The 20,623-nt window shown below is 70.6% G+C and carries 18 protein-coding genes; 5 read left to right on the forward strand and 13 right to left on the reverse strand.

Annotated features, from left to right (window positions below; translation table 11 throughout):
* Positions 1-175 precede the first annotated feature (175 nt).
* Positions 176-520 (forward strand): DUF3140 domain-containing protein, encoded by a 345-nt coding sequence (locus ACUKCB_RS08935; protein ID WP_473040053.1) that lies wholly within the window; start codon positions 176-178, stop codon positions 518-520.
* Between the two features lie 116 nt (positions 521-636).
* Here ACUKCB_RS08935 and ACUKCB_RS08940 read toward each other — a convergent pair whose 3' ends face one another.
* Entirely contained in the window at positions 637-2,727 is a 2,091-nt protein-coding gene (locus tag ACUKCB_RS08940) for a catalase (protein WP_473040054.1), read from the reverse strand.
* Between the two features lie 254 nt (positions 2,728-2,981).
* Here ACUKCB_RS08940 and ACUKCB_RS08945 point away from each other — a divergent pair, with 254 nt between their 5' ends.
* Positions 2,982-3,407: a hypothetical protein gene (locus ACUKCB_RS08945; RefSeq protein WP_473040955.1), complete on the forward strand. Its 426-nt coding sequence runs from the start codon at positions 2,982-2,984 to the stop codon at positions 3,405-3,407.
* Between the two features lie 71 nt (positions 3,408-3,478).
* On the opposite strand, the gene ACUKCB_RS08950 is transcribed toward ACUKCB_RS08945, so the two are convergent.
* Both ACUKCB_RS08950 and ACUKCB_RS08955 read right to left on the reverse strand, forming a co-directional pair.
* Positions 3,479-4,099, reverse strand: a complete 621-nt coding sequence (locus ACUKCB_RS08950) for a TetR/AcrR family transcriptional regulator (protein ID WP_473040055.1) — start codon at positions 4,097-4,099, stop codon at positions 3,479-3,481.
* Positions 4,059-4,637, reverse strand: coding sequence for a DUF7134 domain-containing protein (locus ACUKCB_RS08955; protein ID WP_473040056.1), 579 nt, complete (start codon positions 4,635-4,637; stop codon positions 4,059-4,061). Before ACUKCB_RS08955 ends, ACUKCB_RS08950 begins: the two co-directional genes overlap by 41 nt.
* Before the next feature lie 346 nt (positions 4,638-4,983).
* On the opposite strand from ACUKCB_RS08955, the gene ACUKCB_RS08960 reads away from it, so the two are divergent.
* On the forward strand, positions 4,984-5,916 hold the full coding sequence (locus ACUKCB_RS08960; protein WP_473040057.1) for a PASTA domain-containing protein: 933 nt from the start codon (positions 4,984-4,986) through the stop codon (positions 5,914-5,916).
* A 43-nt stretch (positions 5,917-5,959) separates the two neighbouring features.
* Here the strand turns inward: ACUKCB_RS08960 and ACUKCB_RS08965 are convergent, their stop codons facing one another.
* On the reverse strand, positions 5,960-6,919 hold the full coding sequence (locus tag ACUKCB_RS08965) for a threonine ammonia-lyase (protein ID WP_473040058.1): 960 nt from the start codon (positions 6,917-6,919) through the stop codon (positions 5,960-5,962).
* Between the two features lie 49 nt (positions 6,920-6,968).
* On the opposite strand from ACUKCB_RS08965, the gene ACUKCB_RS08970 reads away from it, so the two are divergent.
* The gene (locus ACUKCB_RS08970; protein ID WP_473040059.1) at positions 6,969-7,562 is read left to right on the forward strand and encodes a flavin reductase family protein; all 594 of its coding nucleotides are present in this window, start codon (positions 6,969-6,971) and stop codon (positions 7,560-7,562) included.
* A 27-nt stretch (positions 7,563-7,589) separates the two neighbouring features.
* Here ACUKCB_RS08970 and ACUKCB_RS08975 read toward each other — a convergent pair whose 3' ends face one another.
* From ACUKCB_RS08975 to ACUKCB_RS09010, 8 genes are all read right to left on the reverse strand, one after another.
* Entirely contained in the window at positions 7,590-8,261 is a 672-nt protein-coding gene (locus ACUKCB_RS08975) for a maleylpyruvate isomerase family mycothiol-dependent enzyme (RefSeq protein ID WP_473040060.1), read from the reverse strand.
* Between the two features lie 95 nt (positions 8,262-8,356).
* On the reverse strand, positions 8,357-9,442 hold the full coding sequence (locus ACUKCB_RS08980; RefSeq protein WP_473040061.1) for a lytic polysaccharide monooxygenase: 1,086 nt from the start codon (positions 9,440-9,442) through the stop codon (positions 8,357-8,359).
* A 76-nt stretch (positions 9,443-9,518) separates the two neighbouring features.
* On the reverse strand, positions 9,519-10,874 hold the full coding sequence (locus tag ACUKCB_RS08985) for a cellulase family glycosylhydrolase (RefSeq protein WP_473040062.1): 1,356 nt from the start codon (positions 10,872-10,874) through the stop codon (positions 9,519-9,521).
* A gap of 55 nt (positions 10,875-10,929) precedes the next feature.
* The gene (locus ACUKCB_RS08990; RefSeq protein ID WP_473040063.1) at positions 10,930-12,330 is read right to left on the reverse strand and encodes an endo-1,4-beta-xylanase; all 1,401 of its coding nucleotides are present in this window, start codon (positions 12,328-12,330) and stop codon (positions 10,930-10,932) included.
* 77 nt (positions 12,331-12,407) lie between these two features.
* Entirely contained in the window at positions 12,408-15,086 is a 2,679-nt protein-coding gene (locus ACUKCB_RS08995) for a glycoside hydrolase family 48 protein (RefSeq protein ID WP_473040064.1), read from the reverse strand.
* Between the two features lie 249 nt (positions 15,087-15,335).
* Positions 15,336-17,099: a glycoside hydrolase family 6 protein gene (locus ACUKCB_RS09000; protein WP_473040065.1), complete on the reverse strand. Its 1,764-nt coding sequence runs from the start codon at positions 17,097-17,099 to the stop codon at positions 15,336-15,338.
* Between the two features lie 356 nt (positions 17,100-17,455).
* Entirely contained in the window at positions 17,456-18,073 is a 618-nt protein-coding gene (locus ACUKCB_RS09005) for an FMN reductase (RefSeq protein ID WP_191270588.1), read from the reverse strand.
* A complete protein-coding gene (locus tag ACUKCB_RS09010) occupies positions 18,073-19,173 on the reverse strand; it encodes an LLM class flavin-dependent oxidoreductase (protein ID WP_473040066.1) in 1,101 nt (366 codons plus the stop codon). Before ACUKCB_RS09010 ends, ACUKCB_RS09005 begins: the two co-directional genes overlap by 1 nt.
* Positions 19,174-19,640: 467 nt before the next feature.
* On the opposite strand from ACUKCB_RS09010, the gene ACUKCB_RS09015 reads away from it, so the two are divergent.
* Positions 19,641-19,811, forward strand: a complete 171-nt coding sequence (locus ACUKCB_RS09015) for a hypothetical protein (RefSeq protein WP_473040067.1) — start codon at positions 19,641-19,643, stop codon at positions 19,809-19,811.
* Between the two features lie 60 nt (positions 19,812-19,871).
* Here the strand turns inward: ACUKCB_RS09015 and ACUKCB_RS09020 are convergent, their stop codons facing one another.
* Positions 19,872-20,264, reverse strand: a complete 393-nt coding sequence (locus ACUKCB_RS09020) for an ADP-ribosylation/crystallin J1 (RefSeq protein WP_473040068.1) — start codon at positions 20,262-20,264, stop codon at positions 19,872-19,874.
* Between the last annotated feature and the right edge of the window lie 359 nt (positions 20,265-20,623).

Below are 20,623 nucleotides of genomic sequence, written 5' to 3' on the forward strand. Positions count from 1 at the left end.
GAGCCCGGCCGCCCCGGGGCCGGACGTATGAACGCGCGGTACTCGGGGTAGCCGTTCCCCCGACAGGGCGGTGCACGGGTGTGCGAGGGCACACCGTCACCGTCGGCTCCGCGGCGCCGGGGCCGCCCGTCCTCGGGCCCGTCCCGGCGTCCACGACCTGAGAGGGGGCGCCGCGATGGCGGTGAGTGATCCGGAGGCCGATCGCCTCTGGGAGGAGTTCCACGCCTCGGTCAACATGACCGGTGAGGAGCTGCGTCGCTGGCTTCTCACCGATGCTTCGGGGGAGGAGGCGTTTCCCGCCGGTGGTGATGTCAGCGCCGAGGGGGAGCACGTCGTCCAGCTCCTGGACAAGCGCCGAACGGACGTGACGTCCTCCGACGTCGAGCTGATGGAGCGGGTCACCCGGTTCGTGCAGGACGAGCTGGCACAGCCCCGCCGCCAGGACGACGACTGGCGCAGGAAGCTGATGCGTGTCGGCCACGACCCGCTGAAACCCGACTCCGGACCGTCCGACACCTGAGTCCGGTTCCGGGGAACGTCCGTGCCGGACGGGACCTGGTGACGGTCGCGGGTGGAAGGCGTCCTTCCACCCGCGTCCGCGCCCGGCGCCGGCTCAGCGCCGGTCCCGGCGACGGGTCAGGCGGAGACGGCGTCGGTGGGCCGTTCCCAGTGCCGGTGCAGTCCGATGAGCCGCGCGAACTCCTCGGTCAGGTCCGAGTCCGCGCCCGGGGACCGCACCACCCCTTCGATGCTCTCCGTCTCCAGCGGTGACTCGGACAGCCTCTCGGGCAGCCCCCCGCCCGAGAGCAGGGACGTCCCCTGGCCGACCGCGGCGATCGGCTTATGGTGCTTGTAGGCCTCCAGGACGAAGTGGCGCGCCTCCCCGTCCCCGGCGAGCGAGGCGACCGAATCGGGGCCGCCGGGAACCGCGACCGCGTCGTAGAGCACCGAGGAGACCGTGGTGTAGGAGCGGTCCACGGGCAGGTCCCCGCCCTCACGGGTGCGCACCGAACCGTCCAGCGGGGCGAGCATCTCCACCACGGCGCCCCGACCCACGAGGGCGTCGCGCAGTGCCTCGGCGGCGGTGCCGTCCACCCCGTGGTCGACGAGCACGGCGACCTGGCGGCCGGTCAGGTCACCGAAGGCCGTGTTGGCCTGGCTGAGCGCGGGTGAGGAATCGCCGTGGCCGGCCGTGCCGGGGTCCTCCGGGGGCTCCACCCCCACCCCCTCGGCGACGGCGACGGCGAGGCCGTGGTCGACGTTGACCAGGTTGGCCACCTCGCGCTCGCGCACCGCGAGTTCCTCGCACTTGCCCAGCTCGAACCGGAACGCGGCCACCAGGTGGTCCCGCTCCCAGTCGGCGAGGCTGTTGTAGAACAGCCTCGCCTGGGAGTAGTGGTCCCTGAAGCTCTCCGCCCGTTTGCGGACCTTGGCGCCCTCGACCTTCTCCGTGTAGTGCCGGTACACCCCCTCGTCGGCCAGGGCCGGGCAGCCTCCCCCCAGAGAGTTGGGGTAGTAGGAGGTCTGCCCCCGGTGCACACGGTGCTGGGAGAAGCCGTCACGCTGGTTGTTGCTCACCTCGGCCACCGGCCGGTTGACCGGGATCTGCTGGAAGTTGGAACCGCCCAGACGCAACAGCTGCGTGTCCAGGTAGGAGAAGTTGCGGGCCTGGAGCAGGGGGTCGTTGGTGAAGTCGATCCCCGGGACCACGTTGGCCGTGTGGAAGGCGACCTGCTCGGTCTCGGCGAAGAAGTTGTCCGGGTTGCGGTCCAGGACCATCCTGCCGACGGGGCGGACCGGGACCTGCTCCTCGGGAATGATCTTGGTGGGGTCCAGCAGGTCGAAGTCGAAGTCGTGCTCGTTCTCCTCCGGAACCAGCTGCACACCCAGCTCCCACTCGGGGTACTGGCCGCGTTCGATGGCCTCCCACAGGTCCCGCCGGTTGTAGTCGGGGTCCTTGCCCTGGATGCGTTGGGCCTCGTCCCACACCAGCGAGTGCGTGCCCAGCAGCGGCTTCCAGTGGAACTTGACGAAGGTGCCGTGTCCCCGGTCGTTGACGAACCGGAAGGTGTGCACCCCGAAGCCCTGCATGGTGCGGTAGCTGCGCGGGATCGCCCGGTCCGACATCAGCCACATCATCATGTGGGTGGCCTCCGGCTGCAGGCCCACGAAGTCCCAGAGGGTGTCGTGGGCCGACTGGGCCTGCGGGATCTCGTTGTGCGGTTCGGGTTTGACCGCGTGCACGAAGTCCGGGAACTTGACGCCGTCCTGGATGAAGAAGACCGGCATGTTGTTGCCGACCAGGTCGTAGTTGCCCTGTTCGGTGTAGAACTTGACCGCGAAACCCCGCACGTCGCGCACCGTGTCCGCCGACCCGCGCGATCCGGCCACGGTGGAGAACCGGACGAAGACCGGGGTGGTGACCTCGGGGCTGCTGAGGAAGTGCGCGGCGGTCAGGTCGGACAGGCCCTCGTAGGGCGTGAAGTGACCGTAGGCGCCCGCCCCCCGGGCGTGCACGACCCGCTCGGGGATGCGCTCGTGGTCGAAGTGGGTGATCTTCTCCCGGACGTGGAAGTCCTCCAGCAGGGTCGGCCCGCGCTCGCCCACGCTCAGGGAGTTGTCGGTGTCCTCGACCCTGACACCGGTCTCGGTGGTCAGGGGCCCCTCGGAGTCGGTGCGGTCGTTCTCCAGCTGCCGGTTCTTGGCGTCCGGTGTTTCCTCGTTCATCCTCGAAACCCTCCCGTCGGGTGGCTCCCACATCGGTGGGCCGTCGTGGTTCGCCCTGACCGGGCCGGCACCCGTACAAACATCCGCGGGCCGGACACCGGCCGGGCCGGGCACGTGTAAACGGCGACCGCGTCGGCTAGGGGTGGGGATGGATACGAGGCAACCACTGATTGCGGGGGACGATGAGGAGCGCAACGGAGCGGATGCGACGTCGACCCTGGTTGAGGGGGGCGGCCAGGGGTGGCGTGGCCGCGATGGCCATGACCGGGATGCGTCAGGTCGCCGTGGGCCTGGGGATGATCGAGCGCACACCGCCCGACGCCATCCTGAGCGAGGGGGTCCCCGCCCTGCTCCGCGAGGTGCCCGCCCACCGCCGCACCGCCTTCGTCGAACTGGCGCACTGGGGTTACGGTGCGGCCGCGGGTGCGGCGTTCGGCCTGGTACCGGCGCGCATCCGCAGGTCGAGGCTGACGGGACCCGTGTACGGGGTGCTCTCCTGGGGCCTGTTCGAACTGGCCCTGGCCCCGGCCCTCGACCTGGCCCACGCGAACAGGCCGCGGCCGCAGGAGAGGCTGGCCCTGCTGGTGGACCACGCGGTCTTCGGCCTGATCGTCGGGGCACCGCCCGAAGCGGACATCTCCGACCCCGAGCAGACAGCGGACGAGCAGGACCGGGGCTGACCTTCGCACGGTTTCCGCGGCCCGCGGACCCCCGGCGTCCCCGGTGCCCGGTCGATCAGCCCCGGGACCGGTCAGGCCCCGAGAAGAGTGTCGACCAGTTCCGCGGCGTGCAGCTCGATGGGCGGGAAGTCGTCGTCGTGACCGAGAAAGGCCTCGAGGAAACCACGCTGGAAGCAGGCGCCGACCAGCAGGGAGGCGGCGGCCCCGGGGTCCATGCCCGCGGGGAGGCGTCCCAGGGCGCGTTCGCCGTCCAGGTAGTCGGCGAGAGCGCGGTTGACGTTGAGGGGACCGGCTCCGTGTCCGGCCATTCCCTCGCGGTGGCGTGCGAGCAGCCCGGGGTCGGCGAACAGCGAACCGAGCATGGGCGCCCCGTGGCGGTAGAAGGCCACGGCCCGGGGCACGAGGTCGAGCAGGGTGCCGCGTACGTCCTCCCGACCGACCCGGCCGGGGAGTTCCGCGAGTACCTCGACGAACGGAGGGAAACGGTGCCGCATCACCGCCAGGAGCAGGTCCGACTTGTCGGTGAAGTGCTTGTAGAGGGTCGCCTCGGAGTAACCGGCGGCGCGGGCGATCTCCTTGGTGGTGGCCCTGGCCATCCCGAGCTCGCGCAGAACCTCGGCAGCGCTGTCCAGGAGGTGTTCGCGGGTTCGCTCAGGTGTGGAGCGGCGTCGTCTCCCGGGCTCGGTTGCCATGGCGCTCCTCGTGTTCGTTGAGCTCTCGGTGGCACCGCACCAGTTCTCCCGCGACATAGGAGCCCACGAGGAAGAGCGCGATGACGGCACCGAAGGCGATCCAGGCCAGCATAGCGACGCCGGGGTCGGTGAGGCTCGCGGTGCGGGTGTGCACCCACCACAGGGAAGCACCCAGCCCGACCGCGGTGGCCAGGGTGGGGATCATTCTGGGCAGGGCGAGGGCGGAGGCGGTGTACAGGGCGACCATGGGTGCCAGGAACATGCCGAGTTCGTGGTCGCGCAGCAGGAAGGCGGCGTAGGCGAGGGTCGCCACCGCCAGGGTGGTGGCCGGCAGCCGGCGCCGCCAGTACAGGGCCCCGCAGCCCACGATCACCAGGGCGAAGGACAGCGGGTCGATCTGTCTGGTGGTGGCCCATCCGTCGACGGGGTCGAGGGGTGGTCCGGTCAGGGCGCCGTAGGTCGCGAAGAGTTCGACGAGCAGGACCACGGTGGCGACCAGGGCGTCGAAGGCCCGGGGGTGACGGTCCGCCAGGGGCATGACAACCTCCGTTAGTGAGTGTGTACTCACTAACTTATGGCGAAAGCCGTCCGCCCACAAGGGACCAGGAACGAACCGCGGACTTCGCCCTCGTAGGGCGTGAAGTGATCGAGTAGGTGATCTTCTCCCGAACGCGGAAGTCCTCCCACGGGGTCGGCCCGCTCCCACTCGCGCACGGGGAGTTGTCGACCGCGCGACCAGACCTCACCCTGCGTGTTTGAGCTGACCGAATCCAGTGATCCGGACTGTTCCGATCGACCGGTTTCACTAAGGTCGGGGCAGTCGCACCGCGCGGCGTGGTGACCGGTGCCCGCTCCACCCACCCCAGCAATCGAGACGGAGTCCGATGACCTTTCCCCCACCCGTGCCCGGACCCGCCCCGAGCCCCGCACGGAAGAAGCTGTCCCCGCCGGCCAGAATCGGCCTGGGCTGCGGTGGATGCGCGACCCTGTCCTTCCTCGGGTTCGTCGGGCTGATCATCCTCGGCATGGTCCTGCCACCCCCGCCGTCAGAGGAACCCGTGTCGGTGTCCGTGGCCGAATCTCCCTCGGCAGAGCCGGTGCTCGAACTGGTGGGGCTGGACCTACCGGACGCCGAAGACCGGCTGGACGAGGTGGGTGTGGACCTCGGCGAGCTGGTGCTCGCCGCGACCGGCGCGGAAGCGGAGTGGACCCGTTCAGCGATGGTCGTGTGCGGCCAGGACGTGACAGAGGACCTGGCCGACCTGACCGTGGTGCCGGAGGGAGTGGACTGCCCCGAGGACGAGGACGCCACCGAGGAGTGGCCGGAGCTGCCGAAGTTCACCGACGGGTCCGTCGGCGACGCTCGCGAGTGGGCCGAAGGCGCTGGCCTGACCGTCGTGGTCGAGAGCGCTTTCGGGGACGTGGAGGCCCCGAAGCCGGCGGACGCCTCCGGGGACTCCGTGTGCGGCCAGGCTCCGGAGAGGGGCGAGAAATCGGCACCGTTCTCCGACACCCTCAAGGTGAAGCTGTTCGTGGTCTCCGCAGAGCAGGACTGCCCCGAGGAGATCGGCGACCCCAGTCCGGCACCGGAGCCAGCGCCCGAACCGGAGCCCGAGCCGGAACCCGAGCCCGTACCGGAGCCCGCCCCCGAGCCGGAACCCGCTCCCGAACCGGCTCCGGACCCCGGCCCCGTGCAGGGTGTGCACCCTGGGGCCTTCTGCTCCCAGCACTGGCAGTACGGCCACACGAACAAGGGGACGCTCATGCAGTGCACGACCACCGCCGAGGATTCGCGCTTCCGCTGGCGCGCCGCCTGACCGGGCGGGGTCCGGCCCGGGCGCGCCCGGCCACTGGCCGGGTTCAGGCGGTGGCGACCAGCCGGGCGAACAGGTCCGGATCGACGTTGCCGCCGGAGAGCACCGCGACCGTCGCCCCGGGGCGTTCCGGGGCGACGTCCACCCGGCCGGACAGCACCGCCGCCGCGGCCACCGCCCCGCTGGGTTCGGCGACCAGCCGGGCGCCGTGCGCGAGCGCGGCCACCGCCCGGGCGATCTCGTCCTCGGTGACAGTGACGATCCCGTCCAGGCGTTCCGCCAGGTGCGCGAAGGTGCGTTCGGACAGGCAGGTGCGCACCCCGTCAGCCATGGTCCGGTAGGTGCGCTCCGGCTCCCAGGTGACCAGCCGCCCCGCCTGGAGGCTCTCGGCGGCGTCGGCCGCCAGCTCCGGTTCCACCCCTACCACCCGGACCCGCCGGGGGTGCGCCGCCCGGGCGGCGGTGGCCACCCCCGAGGCGAGCCCTCCCCCACCGACCGGGACCACGATGGTGGTGACCTCGGGCGACTGTTCCAGGATCTCCGACCCCACGGTGCCCTGGCCGGCGATCACCCGTGGATCGTCGAACGGCGGGACCGGGGCCAGGTGCTCACGGTCCACGAACTCCTCCACGGCGGCGAGGCGTTCGGCGGGCGGCACGGTCACCACCCGCGCGCCGTACCCCCGGATCCGCTCGACCTTGACCCGGGGAGCCCCCTCCGGCACCACGACCGTGCAGGCCACCCCCTGCCGAGCCGCGGCGCAGGCCAGAGCGAGGCCGTGGTTGCCCGAGGAGTGGGTGACCACCCCGCACCCGCTTCGAACCGGGTCGAGCAGGGACACGGCGTTGGTGGCGCCGCGCAGTTTGAAGGCCCCGGTGGGCTGGAGGCTCTCCGGTTTGAGGAGGAAACCCGCCCCCTCCGGGCCGGCCGTCAGGGGTGTGCGCAGCACGTGGCCCCGGATCCGGGCGGCAGCGGCCCGGACGTCGTCGGCTGTGACCAGTTCCATCCGTCGAGTATGCCCGCGCCCGCCCCCGGAACACGGGATAATCGTGCCGATGCGCAACGAACAGAGCCCCGCCGACCTGCCCGGACGGGCCTTCTACAAGCTGATGACGTCGGTGGTGGTCCCGCGCCCGATCGCGTGGGTCTCCACCACCTCCGAGACCGGCGTGGACAACCTGGCGCCGCACTCCTTCTTCACGGTCTCCTGCACCGAACCGCCGATCGTGCAGTTCACCTCGGTGGGACGCAAGGACTCCCTGCGCAACGCCGAGGCGACCGGCGAGTTCGTGGTCAACCTGGCGCCCGAGTCGCTCCAGGACCAGGTCAACGCCAGTGGAACCCCCTATCCCGAGCACGTGAGCGAGTTCGACGCACTCGGGATCGAGCGGGAGGCGAGCACGGCCGTGCGCCCTCCCCGGGTGGCCGCCTCCCCGGTGGCGGTGGAGTGCGCACTGCACTCGACGCTGCGCCTGGGCGACTCCACCGTGGTCTTCGGGCGGGTGCTGAACGTGGCCGTGGACGAGAGCGTGCTGGTGGACGGCCACCCGGAGGTCACCCTGCTGCGCCCGCTGGCCCGGCTGGGCCGTAACGAGTGGTCGACCCTGGGAGAGGTGCGGGTGATCGACCGCCTCCCCTACACACCCTGATCGCCCCTGCGGGGCACCCCGGGGAGGTCACACCTCCAGGTCGGACCCGGCCGCGGGCAGGGTGGGCAGGAACGGGGCCACCGGGGCGGGGTCGCCGCCGGTCCAGTCCAGGGCCAGGATCTGGGCGAGGCTGCGCCGGCCCGTCACCGCTCTGGCCAACTCGTGGGCGGTGCCGCTCAGGGTGAGCGCGGCGCCCTCCCCGAGGTTCCACTCCTGGCCGGTGTCGGTGGCCACCACGCGCACGGAGGGCAGTTCGGCGGGCCAGCCCTTGGCCAGGCCGCCCAGCGGGAAGTCCGCGAGCTGGTCCGCGTCCTGGGTCTGGGCGCCCAGACCCAGGGCGCCGCGGATGTCGTTCTCGTGGTGCCAGACGTCCAGCGCGGGCAGAGAATAACGCCGCCGGCTCTCGGTGGCCATGATCTCCAGCAGGGCCGGGACGCTCTCGCGCCATTGGGCGGAGATCTCCCCGATGCCCAGGTGGGCGCGGTCGGCGACCTGTCGCCCGGTGACCTCGTCACCGGCCGGGGGTGTGACCTGCCCCGAGACCACGTCGGCGCTGAGCCCGGCGAGGTGGGCGTAGACCTGCTGGACGGTCCAGTCCGGGCAGGCGGGGACGACGGTGCCGAGCTGGGTCCCGTCCAGGGTGGCGGCCAGGTCCAGCAGGCGGCTCTGGCAGTTCTCGTAGATGCGCGCGGAGTCCATCGGACCATCGTAACTAACACCGTTAGGAAAGGGCCGGTCCGGCCCCGGGAGGAGGGGCCCGGGACCGGACCGGCCGCTACGGGGCCGGAGCGGGATCAGGACTCCTGGCACTCCACCTCGGGCGGGATGTTGGCCCCCTCGAAGGTGGCGGTGAACCCGAAGGAGGCGGAGTCACCGGCCTCGAGGGTGCCGTTGTGGGCCGCGTTGGACACCTCGAAGTGCGCTCCGTGGTTCACCGCCGAGGCGTTCCAGATGTTGGTGATCTCCTGGTTGTTGGCGAACACCCAGTCCACCATCCACCCGGACACCCCGTCCTCGCCCGCGGTGACCTCGACCTCGGCCTGGAAGCCGTCGGCCCACTCGTTGGTGACCGCGTACTCGGCCGTGCAGTACTCCCCCTCGGGCGGGTCCGTGGGGTCGGGGTCCGGCGGGTCCGTCGGGTCGGGGTCGGGCGGGTCCGTGGGGTCCGGGTCCGGCGGGTCGGTGGGGTCCGGGTCCGGCCCGGGCCCCGGGTCGTCGCCGAAGACGACGTCGGAGCAGTTGTAGAAGGCCTCCGGGCTGTCAGAGCGCTCCCAGACCGAGTAGACGATGTGGCGCCCCTCCCGGTCGGGCAGGTCCACGTCCCAGTAGTACTCGGCGCCCGCCTCTCCCCCGCTGCGCAGCGGGGGGTCGACGGCCTCGTCGATCAGTTCCAGGTCGTCCCAGGTCAACGGTGAGTTCGGGTCCCAGCCGTCGTCCGTGACGTAGGTGAAGAAGGTCCCCGGGTGGGGCGCCCAGGCGTTGTGGTGGAACTCCACCGTCGTGTTCGGCTGCAGCTGGGTGGACGGCCAGTCGGTACGGGCCGCGTTGAAGGCGCTGAACTGCTCGGTCGGCCCGCACAGCTCACCGTCGGCGACGAACTCCCGGTGCCGGCCCGCGGAGTCGCTGATCAGGTTGCCGAACCAGTTCCAGAAGGCGTAGTTCCCACCCTCCTCGAGAGCGTCCGCGCAGGCGTCGTTGACCGGTTGGAGGGCACCGCCGGAGCTGCCCCCGGTAGCGTCCTGGAAGCAGGCGTAGGTGCGTGAGGCGGGGTAGGTGAAGGCCCCGTGGGCCTCGGCGGGTTGGGGGGCGGCGACGACGGCGTAGCCGATGGCCAGGCTGCCGAGCGCCAGAGGCACGGCGATGGTGTGACGTGACCGCATAGGTCACTCCTTCGTTGCTTGTCGGGGGGACCCGGCCGCACTGGATGTGTGGCCGGGGACTGTCGCGTACGCGCGGTCAGGACGCCGCGGCGCACTGTACGTCGGGCACCGTGACGGTGCCGGTGCGGTTACCGGTGAAACCGAAGGAGGTGGACTCCCCCTCGGCGAGTGTGCCGTTGTAGGCGACGTTGGCGGCCTGGACCAGGGGCCCGTCCTGGGTGACCGAGGCGTTCCAGGCACTGCTCACGCTCGCGCCGCCGGTGTGGGTCCAGGTGGTGTTCCAGCCGGTGAGGTCGGTCAGCGCGGTGACGGTGACCTCGGCCTGGAAGCCGCCCTCCCACTGGCCGACGACGCTGTAGACCGCCTCGCAGTCGGAGTCGGCGGGCGGCTCGGTGGGCTCGTCCGTGGGGTCCGGGGTGGGCGGGTCGGTGGGCCCCCCGCCGCCGTAGACGGGCGCTTCGACCGAGGTCTCGGCGATCCCGTCCGGCCCGTGGAAGATCCGCTCGCCCCAGGGGGTCAGGGAGTCCACGTCGAAGTCCTCGACCATGTCCAGGTAGTCGACGCCCTCACTGTTACCGCTCCAGGACCAGCCTATGTAGCCCAGGCCGAGCCGTTCGGTGTGGTGCATGATGGCGTCCTCGTCGGGGTTGCCGTCGCTGTGGTCGAAGCCGAACTCCCCGACCAGGAGGGGCAGTCCGCTGTCGGTGAAGTGCTCCAGGTAGTCGACGACCACCGACTCCTGTTCGTAGACGCCGTACATGTGGATGGAGAAGACGGTGTTGGCGTGCGGGTCGGAGTCGAAGACGCCCTGGGCGCCCTCACGCATGGTGTGCGCCCAGTCCTGCCCCCAGTTGGGGGCGTCCACGACCAGGGTGTGGTCGAATCCGGCCGACCGGAGGCGCTGGATGGCCTCGGAGGTGTCGTCGGCCCAGTTCTGGTTGGCGGTGGCGTCGTTGCCGTAGGGCTCGTTACCGATGTTGACGAGGACGTGGTCCTCCTCGCCCTCGAGCACGCTCTGGGTCCGCAGCCAGTAGTCGACGGCCTGGTCCAGGGTGGCGGCCTCGGACTCCTCGCCGTAGCCGGTGGTGTCGTGGACCTCCAGCATGCAGATCAGACGATTGGCCTTGCACAGCGAGACCACGTTGGCCACGTCCGAGGGTCCGTTCTCCTCCCAGCGGTCACCGCTGCTGAGAACGACGCGGACCGTGTTGGCGCCCAGCGACTTGATGTCGGCGAAGGAATCGGTCTCCTGGGTGTACCAGGAGTGGGGGTGGCTGACCCCGCGCACCACGAAATCGTTGCCCGCGGCGTCGACGAGGCGTCCCTCGCTGACGCGGAACCCGGTGTCGGCGTGGGCGGGCAGGACGTGGACGAGCAGAGCGGCGATCAGGGCGAGGACGGCCGCCGAGGCGATCGTCAGGCGTTGTCTCATGGGGGCTCCGTTCCGGAGGGGCGCCCCGTGCCCGAGGGCACGGGGCCATGACGGATCATCGTGTGGTGCAGCTGTGCCCGCTCAGGGAGAAACCGTCGGGGACCGCCGGCCCTCCCGTGTGGGTGGTCTGGAAACCGAAGGAGACCTGGCCCCCGGGGGCGAGGGTGCGGTTCCACCCGGCAGGACCGGCCGTGACGGCGGTACCGGTCTGTTCGACCAGGGCGTTCCAGGAGGAGGTGATCTGCTCACCGGCGGGCTGTTCCCAGGCCAGGGACCAGTCCCGGATCGCGGAGTCCGAGCCGTTGTACACGCTCACCTGCACCACCGCTCCCTGGTCCCACCGGGAACTGATGTCGTAGGAGACCTCACAGGTGCCGGTTCCCGGCTCGCCGGGGTCGCCCGGATCCTGGCCGTCGCCGCCCAGGGCCTCGTGGATCGACCAGTAGGCGGGTTTGGGGGCGTAGTCCTCGTCGATGGGCAGTGCCGCGCCCTGTCCGTCGAAGTGGTCCGGAACCCAGGAGTAGGCGTCGGTGACGCCCCACACCGTCACACCGGAGCAGCCGGAGACGTCGAGGCAGGCGTTCACGACCCGGGTGTAGTCCCTGGCCTGCTGTTCCAGCTTCTGCTGGGTGACGGGCAGCTGCATTCGGATGTCGAGTTCGGTGATCATCACCTCCAGGCCGAGGTCGGCGAAGCGCTGGATGTTGCGCTGGATGTCCGAGGGGACCTGTCCGGAGACCAGGTGGCCCTGGAAGCCGATGCCGTCGAGCGGCGCTCCCCGTGCCAGCAGGTCCTGGGCCAGTTCGTAGTAGGCGTCGCTCTTGGCGTTGATCCCGTCGATGTTGTAGTCGTTGATGAACAGCGTGGCGTCGGGGTCCGCCGCCCGGGCCATGTGCAGGGACTCGGCGACGAAGTCCTCGCCCAGGGTGCGGTGGAACACCGAGTCCCTGAACTGCGCGTCGTCGCCGATGGGCTCGTTGACCACGTCCCAGGTCCCGATCTGCCCCCGGTAGCGGCCCATGGTGGTGCCGATGTGGTCCTCCATGACCCGGGTCAGCTCGGCCGGGGTGAAGTCGCCGTTCTCCACCCAGGAGGGGAGCTGGCTGTGCCACACCAGGGTGTGGCCGTGGATCCGCTGGTCGTTCTGTTGGGCGAACTCCACGAGCCGGTCGGCGCCGGACCAGGAGTACTGGCCCCGTTGGGGCTGGACGCTCTCCCATTTGAGGGCGTTCTCGTGGGTCACGGAGTTGAACTCCGCGGCCGCGGTCCGGCGGTAGTCGGCCTCGTCCAATCGGTGGGCGGCGACCGCGGCGCCCATCCGCAGTCCCTGTTGGTCGGCCAGGTCGCGGAGCGGGGCCTGCTGTGCCTGCGCGGCGGTGGCGGTTCCGGCCGTCAGGAGGACGGCGGCGGTCAGTGAGGCGAGTGCGGCCCGCACCCGTCCGGGGGTTCTCGGCATGGTCTCCTCCTCGGATGAGCTGGTGGTGCGGGGCCGGGCGGTGGCGTGCGCCCGGCCCCGTGCACGGCGACTGCCCGCTAAGGTCCGAAGAGCTCACCGTGCGTGGCCAGGGCCGTGGCCACGTCGACCTGGGCCCAGAAGCGGTGGTAGGTGAACTCGGGGGCCGGCCCTCCGTTCAGGTAGTCCTCCACCTGTCCCCAGTTCGGGTCGTCCCGGTAGAAGGAGCGGACGGAGGTGAAGGTGGAGTCGGAGTCGATGACGTCGCCGTTGGGCATCGTGCCGGTCCAGTCCTGGGGCACGTAGGTGCCCTCTCCGGTGGCCGGGTCGTAGGTGTCGTCGAACCGCTCGTAGTCCGCCCTGACCTCCGGGACGGCCACGCCGAGTTCTCCCTCGTGCTCCAGGAGCGCGTCCAACAGGGACTCGGCGGTCTCCAGGGCGTCCTCGTCCCCGGTGGCTGCGGAGTAGTGCATCAGGGTCTTGGCCAGGCCAGCCGCGATACCGACGTCCTGGTTGTGCGAGACCACCTCGACGCTCAGGCCCGGGTTGCCCGTGGACGTACCGGTCCAGGTGTCGGGCGCGCCGGTCCACTCCATGTCAGCGGGGATGGCGAAGTCCCCACCGGTACCGACCGTGGTGTTGGCGATCGCCCAGGGCACCCAGGAGTCGAGGATGTCCCCGGCCCGTTCGTCGCCGGTGAGGCGGTGGTACTCGGCGACCCTCTCGATGTCCCAGACCTGGAAGCCGAACCACTGGTTGGACGGCGGGTCGTGCCAGACCGGCTTCTCGTCGTAGTACATGCCGTAGAAGGTCGGGGTGTCCGCGGGCGGCTCGCCGTAGACGCCCTCCCAGCTGTTGGTCGCGCCTCCGGCGATGCCGCCGTCGGAGGACTGCAGCCACTGGAGGAACTCCAGCTGGCGGTCCAGGCTCACGCCCCAGTCGTCGGCTCCGGTGGCTGACTGCGGCCGCAGCGCCTCGACCTCCGAGAGGGCGTAGGCGGCCATCACGTTCTGGTAGCCCTGGTGCGCGGAGGAACCGCCGATGCGCCAGGCCCAGGGGTACTCGGCGCTCTCCAGGGCGCCGCCCCAGGAGTAGTACCAGGAGAGCAGGTAGTGGGCGGAGTCCTTGCCCGTTCCGGGCGGGCAGGTCTGGGCCCCGACGCAGTCGCCGACCTCCTTGAAGTACTTGTCGAACATGGCGTAGCGCAGATAGTCGCCCATCATGGACGCCTTGGCGACGCTGTCGGCGATGTCGGCCTCGTTGCCCTGCTCCGAGGCCCACTCGTGGGCGAGGTAGGCGACCTGGACCGCCCGGGCGTCGGCGTCGGGCGCGTTGGTGTAGCGCCACTGCTCGGAGTAGGTCTCGTCGTCGGTGAACAGGTCGAGGTAGCCGTTGTCCCCGCCGTGCTCGAAGGTCTCGCAGGAGGGGTGCGGGACGGTCTCCCAGACCGACTCGTTGGATCCGCGCTGGAAGGTGTTGAAGTAGGACGGGGCGTCGTCGGTGCCGTCACCGCAGAAGCCGAAGCCGTAGGTGTTGTCCACGTCCAGCAGCCAGTGCATGCCGTAGACCTCGTCGGTGCCGTAGGTACCGCTGAGCTCGTCGGCGAGGGGGTCCTCGCCGGCCTGGACCTCGGGTCGCAGCGGCATCGGGTAGTCGCTGGGCTCCAGCGACTCGGCGATGTAGGTGGCCGGTGCGGCGGGGTCGTAGGAGGCGTTCGTGGGCTGGTCGGCGGTCCCCGGGACGGCGAAGGCCTCCATGGACTCCCAGGCCGCGTTGAAGGGGGCCCAGTCCTGGGTGATCCGGCCGTAGGTGGCCTCCAGCCACAGGTAGTAGCTGTAGGCCTCGGAGGTGGTGGCGTGGCCGTGGTCGGGGGCCTCGACGATCAGGGTCTCCACGGCGTGGTAGGGCACCAGGAGTCCGTCGAAGTCACGGAAGTAGCCGCTGTCGGGGTCCTTGATCCTGTCGTACTGGTCGAGGAAACGCTGCTCGTAGTCGCTGGTCGCCTCGGTGCGTTCCCTGGCGGTGACGACCACCGGCTCGTAGCCCTGTGCCGAGACGGTGAACTCGGCCCGGGCGGGTTCGTCGGAGGAGGCGCCCGAGGAGGCGATGGTGACCTCCTGGGCCGTGTCCCAGTCGGTCTCGTCGAAGGAGAGGGGCTGTGGGGAGTCCACGGACAGGCTGTCGCTGCCCTGGGTGCGTTCGACGGCGACCTGCACCCCGCTGTCCGGTTCGGCGGACAGGGCGACCTCGAAGCTCGCCTCCCCCGCCGGGTCCAGGGTGAGCGTGGCGGGTTCGACGAGCAGTGCGTGCTCCGGAGGGGGCGGGTCCTCCTCGTCGTCGCAGTTCACACCGTTGAGGGTGAAGCTGTCGGGGACGGGGTTGTCACCGTCGTGGCCGGCCTGGAAACCGAAGGTGGCGCTCGCGCCCTCGGCCAGTCCCGGAGACCAGTCGGGACCGCTCGCGGTGACGGAACCGGCGTCCTGGACGACCTCGGCGTTCCAGGCGTTCGTGACCTGCTGGCCGGAGGCGAACTCCCAGCCCAGGGACCACTGGGGCAGGTCGGCCGCCTCGTTGGTGAGCGTGACCTCGGCGGTGAAACCCGAACCCCAGTCGTTGGTGACGTTGTAGTCGACCGAACAGGGGCTCTGGGCCTGGGCGGGGACGGCCGGGAGCAGCGCCGCGACCAGGGCGACGGTGAAGAAGAGGGGGCCGGGACGCGGGCGTCGGCCCGTGCGCCGGTCGGAGCGGGGGGTGATCACGTTGTCCTCCTGCGGGGGGACCCTCCTCGGCGCTGCCGGTGCCCGGGGCGCGGGGGTGCGCGTGGCGGTGCCACCGTGCGGGCGCACGAGACGGGGCGGGGGTCTGTGGAGGGGCTCGGGGCGGCGATGCCGCCGTACCGGGCCAGACGTTGTGTGCCGGGGAACGTGCGCGGTGTCCCCGGGGTGGGCGCCCGCCCCGGGATGGGGAGGGGCGGGCGCCCGGTTGTCGGGGTTGCTGTCGCGGAACGGTTACTGCACGGGCGGGTAGGCGTTGGCCAGCAGCTCCTGGAACTGCTCGGAGAACCAGTGGCCGGCGACCGGCGCGTCGGGCAGGGCGCCGCTCATGTTGTTGCCGTTGCGCGGGTTGCCCTCATAGGTGGGGTCGCACATCCGGTCGAAACCCTTGCCCTCGTCGTTGGGGATCTCCTCGCTGGAGCCGTCCGACTCACCCGGGGGCTTCATCCACACGTAGGCGTCGATCCCGGGCTCGGGGGCGGTGGTGGGACGCTCGCCCAGTCCGGCGCCGGACTGGTTGCACCAGTTCCCGGCCTGGATACGGCGGTCGATGCGGCCGCCGTCCACGTAGGCGTTGACGTCGGTGGTCGGGCCCGCGCTGGTGGGCCGGTCGGGGCCGCCCCAGCCGTTGCGGGAGGTGTCGATCAGCATCCCGATGCCGGAGTCGAACCCCTGGGAGACCAGCTCCTCGCGCAGTCCCTGGGCGAAGGAGAGCTCGTCGAGGTAGTTGTTCCAGTCCACCCAGTCGGACTGGCGCACCGGCGTGCCGTTGATGGTCTCACCGATCGCGAAGTGCTCCTCCTTCAGGGCGGAGTAGTTGGCGGTGTTGGCGATGAAGCCGTGCACGTCGTCGGGGGTGGCCCCGTTGGCGTTGGCGGCCTCGTGGAACAGGGCCGCGGAGGGCGCGAAGTTGTCCTCCCAGCCGATCCAGCCGTGGTGGCCGGCGTCCACGTAGTTGTAGACGTTGTCGATCGCGCCGAGCTGGCCCAGGGCGTAGCCGACGCCGTTGACGTAGTTGCCGTTGGCGAGCATCTCGTCGCACTCAGGCGTGGCGGTATCGCGCGGGGAGACGTTGGTGACCAGGTTGGGCAGGGAGTCGATCTCGACCGTGGTGACCACCCGCAGGGAGGTGTCCTCGTAGTCGGCGAGGATGTCGGCGATCGGGTCGATGTACTCCGCCTCGTAGCGGTCGATCTCCTCGGGCCCGAGTTCACCGTTGGAGGCCAGGGCCGCGCAGTCGCGGCCGGGCAGGTTGTAGATGACCAGCTGGAAGACCAGCGGTTCACCCGCGGCCTGCTCCACCGCCTCGTCGAGGTGGTCACGCAGTCCCATGGACCCGGTGGTGGGGCTGTTGTTGCCCTCGATGGCACTGATCTGGTCCATCCACACACCGGTGGGCTCGTCGGCCACGGCCTCGCCGCCCGGCTCGGCGGCGGCGTTGGCGGACCAGATCGGGTTCACGTAGACGTCGGCCCCCACGTAGGGGTTGTCGACGCGCTCACCGGGGGTGGGGTCCGGGTCGGGATCCGGGTCCGGGTCCGGGTCGGGGTCGGGCCCCGGGTCCACGCTGCCCTCGCAGAGCACGCCGTTGAGGCTGAAGTCCGTCGGGACGGCGTTGTCCCCGGAGTAGGAGGCCTGGAAGCCGAAGGAGGCGGTCCCGTCCTGGGGGATCGTGCCGTTGTGTCCGGCGTCGGTGACCGAGACGCTCTGGCCGGACTGGCTGTGGGACCCTCCCCAGGCGTTGCTGATCTGCTGGTCGCCGTCGAAGGTCCAGTCCAGGGACCAGCCGTCGACTGTGTCTCCGAGGTTGGTGATCTCGACGTCGGCGGTGAAGCCGGAGCCCCAGTCATTGAGTTGGTAGTCGACCGAACAGCCGGTGGCCGCTGCGGCCGGGGCGGAGGCGGTGAGTGCGGCGGTGGCGCCCAGAAGCAGCGTGGAGGCCGTGGCGAGCACGCGGCGCGACAGGGTTCGGGGGTTGTCGGAGGGGGGTCTGCTCATCTGTGTTTCCTCGCGTAGGGGGAGTGCCAGGATCGTGAGCCTGCGGGGAACGTCGCACGGGTCCCGGAGAGGCCGGGAGGGCGACGGGGGTGTGGCCCCTCGGCCGGGTGACGCGTTCTCCCGAGCCGGGTCCTACACCTGTCGGTCGTGGTGCGGTCCGGACTGCGTGGCCGGGAACCCCGTTTCGGGAGCGCTCCCATGCAACGCTTTCCGGAAAGTTAACACCATTGAAAACCGACTGCAATGGGTGATGAGAAGAAACCTCTGCGAAACCCTTACCAGAGCGCTGGAACGTGTCGCCCACCGCCCCCGCCCGTTGCCCGCTCCCGCCGGTGGTGACCGGCGGGAGCGGACGGTCAGGTTCCCAGGCCGGACATCAGGTCCGCGAAGGGCGTCGGCTCCTCGTAGGGGTCGGCCGCGGCCGGCGCGCTCTCGGTGGCGAGCAGGGCCAACTGGCGGGCCGCCCGTGCGATGCGCTCGGACAGCTCGCGCCCGCCGCCCTCGCCCACGCCCCAGTCCTCGGAGGCGGCGTAGACGCCCGTGGGCACCACCACCGAGCGGGTGTAGGAGAACATCGGACGCAGGGCGTGCTCCAGCACCAGCGAGTGGCGCGGGCTGCCCCCGGTGGCGGCCACCAGGACCGGCTTGCCGTCCAGGACGCCCGACTCGACCACGTCGAAGAACGACTTGAACAGGCCGCTGTAGGAGGCGTTGAAGACCGGGGTCACCGCGATGATCCCGTCCGCCCCGGCCACGTCCTCCAGGACCCCGGGCAGCTCACCGGTGGGCACCCGGGTGGTCATGGCGTTCATGATGTCGTGGGCCAGCTCGCGCAACTCCACGACCCGGACCTCGGCCTTCTCCCCGCGGTCGGCCAGCGCCTCCTCCGCGGCGGCGGTCAGCCGGTCGGCGAGCAGGCGGGTCGAGGAGGGGTTGCTGAGCCCCGCCGTGACGGTGACGAGCTTGCGAGTCATCACTGGGCCTCCGTGTTCGTGGTCGCGCGCTCCTTCTCGGCCAGGAGCGAGGTGTGCGTGGGCGCGTCGGGTACGTGCGCGGGCTTCTTGGCGGCGAACTCCCTGCGCAGCACCGGGACGACCTCCTCGCCGAGGAGGTCCAGCTGCTCCAGGACGGTCTTGAGCGGCAGGCCCGCGTGGTCCATCAGGAAGAGCTGGCGCTGGTAGTCGCCGAAGGACTCACGGAAGCCCAGGGTGCGGTCGATGACCTCCTGCGGGCTGCCGACCGTCAGCGGGGTCTCCCGGGTGAACTCCTCCAGGGAGGGCCCGCCGCCGTAGACCGGGGCGTTGTCGAAGTAGGGCCGGAACTCCCTGACCGCGTCCTGGGAGTTCTTACGCATGAACACCTGGCCGCCGAGTCCGACGATCGCCTGGTCGGCCTTGCCGTGGCCGTAGTGCTCGAAGCGGCGGCGGTACAGCGAGATGAGCTTCTTGGTGTGGGTCGCGGGCCAGAAGATGTTGTTGTGGAAGAAGCCGTCACCGTAGTAGGCGGCCTGCTCGGCGATCTCCGGGCTGCGGATGGAGCCGTGCCAGACGAACGGCGGAACGCCGTCCAGCGGACGCGGGGTGGAGGTGAAACCCTGCAGCGGGGTGCGGAACTTGCCCTCCCAGTCGACGACGTCCTCGCGCCACAGGCGGTGCAGGAGGTTGTAGTTCTCCAGCGCCAGCGGGATGCCCTGGCGGATGTCCTGCCCGAACCAGGGGTAGACCGGCCCGGTGTTGCCGCGCCCCATCATCAGGTCCACCCGCCCCTCGGCCAGGTGCTGCAGCATCGCGAAGTCCTCGGCGATCTTGACCGGGTCGTTCGTGGTGATGAGCGTGGTGGAGGTGGACAGGATCAGCTTCTCGGTCCGAGCCGCCACGTAGCCGAGCATGGTCGTGGGCGAGGAGGCCACGAACGGCGGGTTGTGGTGCTCGCCGGTGGCGAAGACGTCCAGGCCCACCTCCTCGGCCTTGAGGGCGATCCGCACCATCGCCCTGATCCGCTCGCCCTCGGTCGGCGTGCGCCCGGTGGTGGGGTCCGGCGTCACGTCGCTGACCGAGAAGATTCCGAACTGCATGGCACGCTCCCCGAGTTTGTTTCCTAAGAAGTAATTTCCTGTGAAGCTACCATGCCCGAACAGTCGGCCCCAAACAGGTATTCCCTCGACACGCGCCGGCCACCCGGACCGAGGGCCCGGGTGGTCGGAAAAGCGCTGGTCAGACAGAACGCCGGGGGATCACAGCGCTCTGGGTCCGCGAGCGCCGCGGAGCCGGGGAGAAGGTCGACCGGTACCGCCGGGGCGGTCGCGGCGGATCCGGACAGCACCCCGGTGACAGTCGACAACGCCCCCCGAGGGCGCTCCACACGGCCGACTGCGCACCCCGTTGTTCATCCACAGGCACACTCCGTACCCACCGAATGTCACCGCCGCGTGCTATTCCTGAGAGGGCAGGCACCGAAACCGTCACCGGGGGTCACCCCCGGCGGAGCACGCGAGGAACGAGTAAGGAGGAGGGCGCCCCGCGGGCCGCGCCCGACATCCCCATGGCCACCACCCTCGACCCCCGACGGACCCCACACCCCCTCCCCCGCCAGCGCGAGAGCGAACAGGGCACCGGTGAGCCGGTCGTGCTCGCCGACGCCCTGGGCGACGTCATGGCCGCCCTCACCGAACTGGACCCCGACCTGGTCACCGTGCACGAGGCGGGCCGATAAAGGGATCCCGGGCACGGACGCCCGGGCTTCCACGCCCGACGCCCGGGTGGCACCGGGCCCTCAGCCGGGAACGCTCCCCGCGGGGCGGTCGATCCCCTCGGGGAACCCGGGCAGGAAGGAACGCACCAGTTCGATCTCCCCGCGGATGTGCGCTTTGAACTCGGCCAGTTCCTCCGCGGGCACCCACAGCTCCAGGATCGTGCGCCCGCCCGCCTGCCGGACGGGACAGCGGGACGCGAACTCCGCCTCCACCCGGAAGCGGGCGACGTGGCCCTCGCCGTCGTGTGGCAGGTTCCACTCCCGGGCGATCCGGTTCGCGTAGTCCTCGTTCAGAACCGGGTAGAAAATGGGCTGTTCGGGCAGGCGGGGCGGCCACTCCCGCCAACCGGAATCCCTGAGCAGGGCGAGTTCCGCGGACCCGGTCGGCCGCCAGAGGGGCATCAGTTCGGACATTCGTGCCTCCTTCTGCGCCAGGGTCGGAGGGGAGCTTAGGGATTCCGTGCCCGAGTCCGCACCCGCTTTTTACCGGACCGGATGAAAATCGGCTGCCAGGGCGGGAACACCAGACACAGACGAAGCGTTCTCACAGGTGAAGCACCCCAGAGCGACCCCGACCCCAACAATCCCACCAACGTCTGTGCGTAGCTTCGACATCACCTCAAGACCATGCGCGGTTGTACGCGTTCGTGTCGGCAATGGGGGTTTCTGACACGAAACCATCGCTACAACCGCCTTCCCAGCGGCCAGACCGCACCTAGTGCGTAGGCCGCGCGGTCGGGTCCCACGTTGGGGGACGTGGGACCCGGCCAGAC

It is taken from the genome of Nocardiopsis moroccensis, assembly GCF_055763695.1.

What these genes read in the sequence shown, in the direction of transcription:
- ACUKCB_RS08940 (WP_473040054.1), bottom strand. Translation starts at nt 2,727, where the DNA reads ATGAACGAGGAAACACCGGACGCCAAGAACCGGCAGCTGGAGAACGAC.
- ACUKCB_RS08975 (WP_473040060.1), bottom strand. Translation starts at nt 8,261, where the DNA reads ATGGACTCCGCGCGCATCTACGAGAACTGCCAGAGCCGCCTGCTGGAC.
- ACUKCB_RS08965 (WP_473040058.1), bottom strand. Translation starts at nt 6,919, where the DNA reads ATGGAACTGGTCACAGCCGACGACGTCCGGGCCGCTGCCGCCCGGATC.
- ACUKCB_RS08990 (WP_473040063.1), bottom strand. Translation starts at nt 12,330, where the DNA reads ATGCCGAGAACCCCCGGACGGGTGCGGGCCGCACTCGCCTCACTGACC.
- ACUKCB_RS08950 (WP_473040055.1), bottom strand. Translation starts at nt 4,099, where the DNA reads ATGGCAACCGAGCCCGGGAGACGACGCCGCTCCACACCTGAGCGAACC.
- ACUKCB_RS09010 (WP_473040066.1), bottom strand. Translation starts at nt 19,173, where the DNA reads ATGCAGTTCGGAATCTTCTCGGTCAGCGACGTGACGCCGGACCCCACC.
- ACUKCB_RS08955 (WP_473040056.1), bottom strand. Translation starts at nt 4,637, where the DNA reads ATGCCCCTGGCGGACCGTCACCCCCGGGCCTTCGACGCCCTGGTCGCC.
- ACUKCB_RS08970 (WP_473040059.1), top strand. Translation starts at nt 6,969, where the DNA reads ATGCGCAACGAACAGAGCCCCGCCGACCTGCCCGGACGGGCCTTCTAC.
- ACUKCB_RS09020 (WP_473040068.1), bottom strand. Translation starts at nt 20,264, where the DNA reads ATGTCCGAACTGATGCCCCTCTGGCGGCCGACCGGGTCCGCGGAACTC.
- ACUKCB_RS09015 (WP_473040067.1), top strand. Translation starts at nt 19,641, where the DNA reads ATGGCCACCACCCTCGACCCCCGACGGACCCCACACCCCCTCCCCCGC.
- ACUKCB_RS09005 (WP_191270588.1), bottom strand. Translation starts at nt 18,073, where the DNA reads ATGACTCGCAAGCTCGTCACCGTCACGGCGGGGCTCAGCAACCCCTCC.
- ACUKCB_RS08980 (WP_473040061.1), bottom strand. Translation starts at nt 9,442, where the DNA reads ATGCGGTCACGTCACACCATCGCCGTGCCTCTGGCGCTCGGCAGCCTG.
- ACUKCB_RS08945 (WP_473040955.1), top strand. Translation starts at nt 2,982, where the DNA reads ATGGCCATGACCGGGATGCGTCAGGTCGCCGTGGGCCTGGGGATGATC.
- ACUKCB_RS08960 (WP_473040057.1), top strand. Translation starts at nt 4,984, where the DNA reads ATGACCTTTCCCCCACCCGTGCCCGGACCCGCCCCGAGCCCCGCACGG.
- ACUKCB_RS08935 (WP_473040053.1), top strand. Translation starts at nt 176, where the DNA reads ATGGCGGTGAGTGATCCGGAGGCCGATCGCCTCTGGGAGGAGTTCCAC.
- ACUKCB_RS09000 (WP_473040065.1), bottom strand. Translation starts at nt 17,099, where the DNA reads ATGAGCAGACCCCCCTCCGACAACCCCCGAACCCTGTCGCGCCGCGTG.
- ACUKCB_RS08985 (WP_473040062.1), bottom strand. Translation starts at nt 10,874, where the DNA reads ATGAGACAACGCCTGACGATCGCCTCGGCGGCCGTCCTCGCCCTGATC.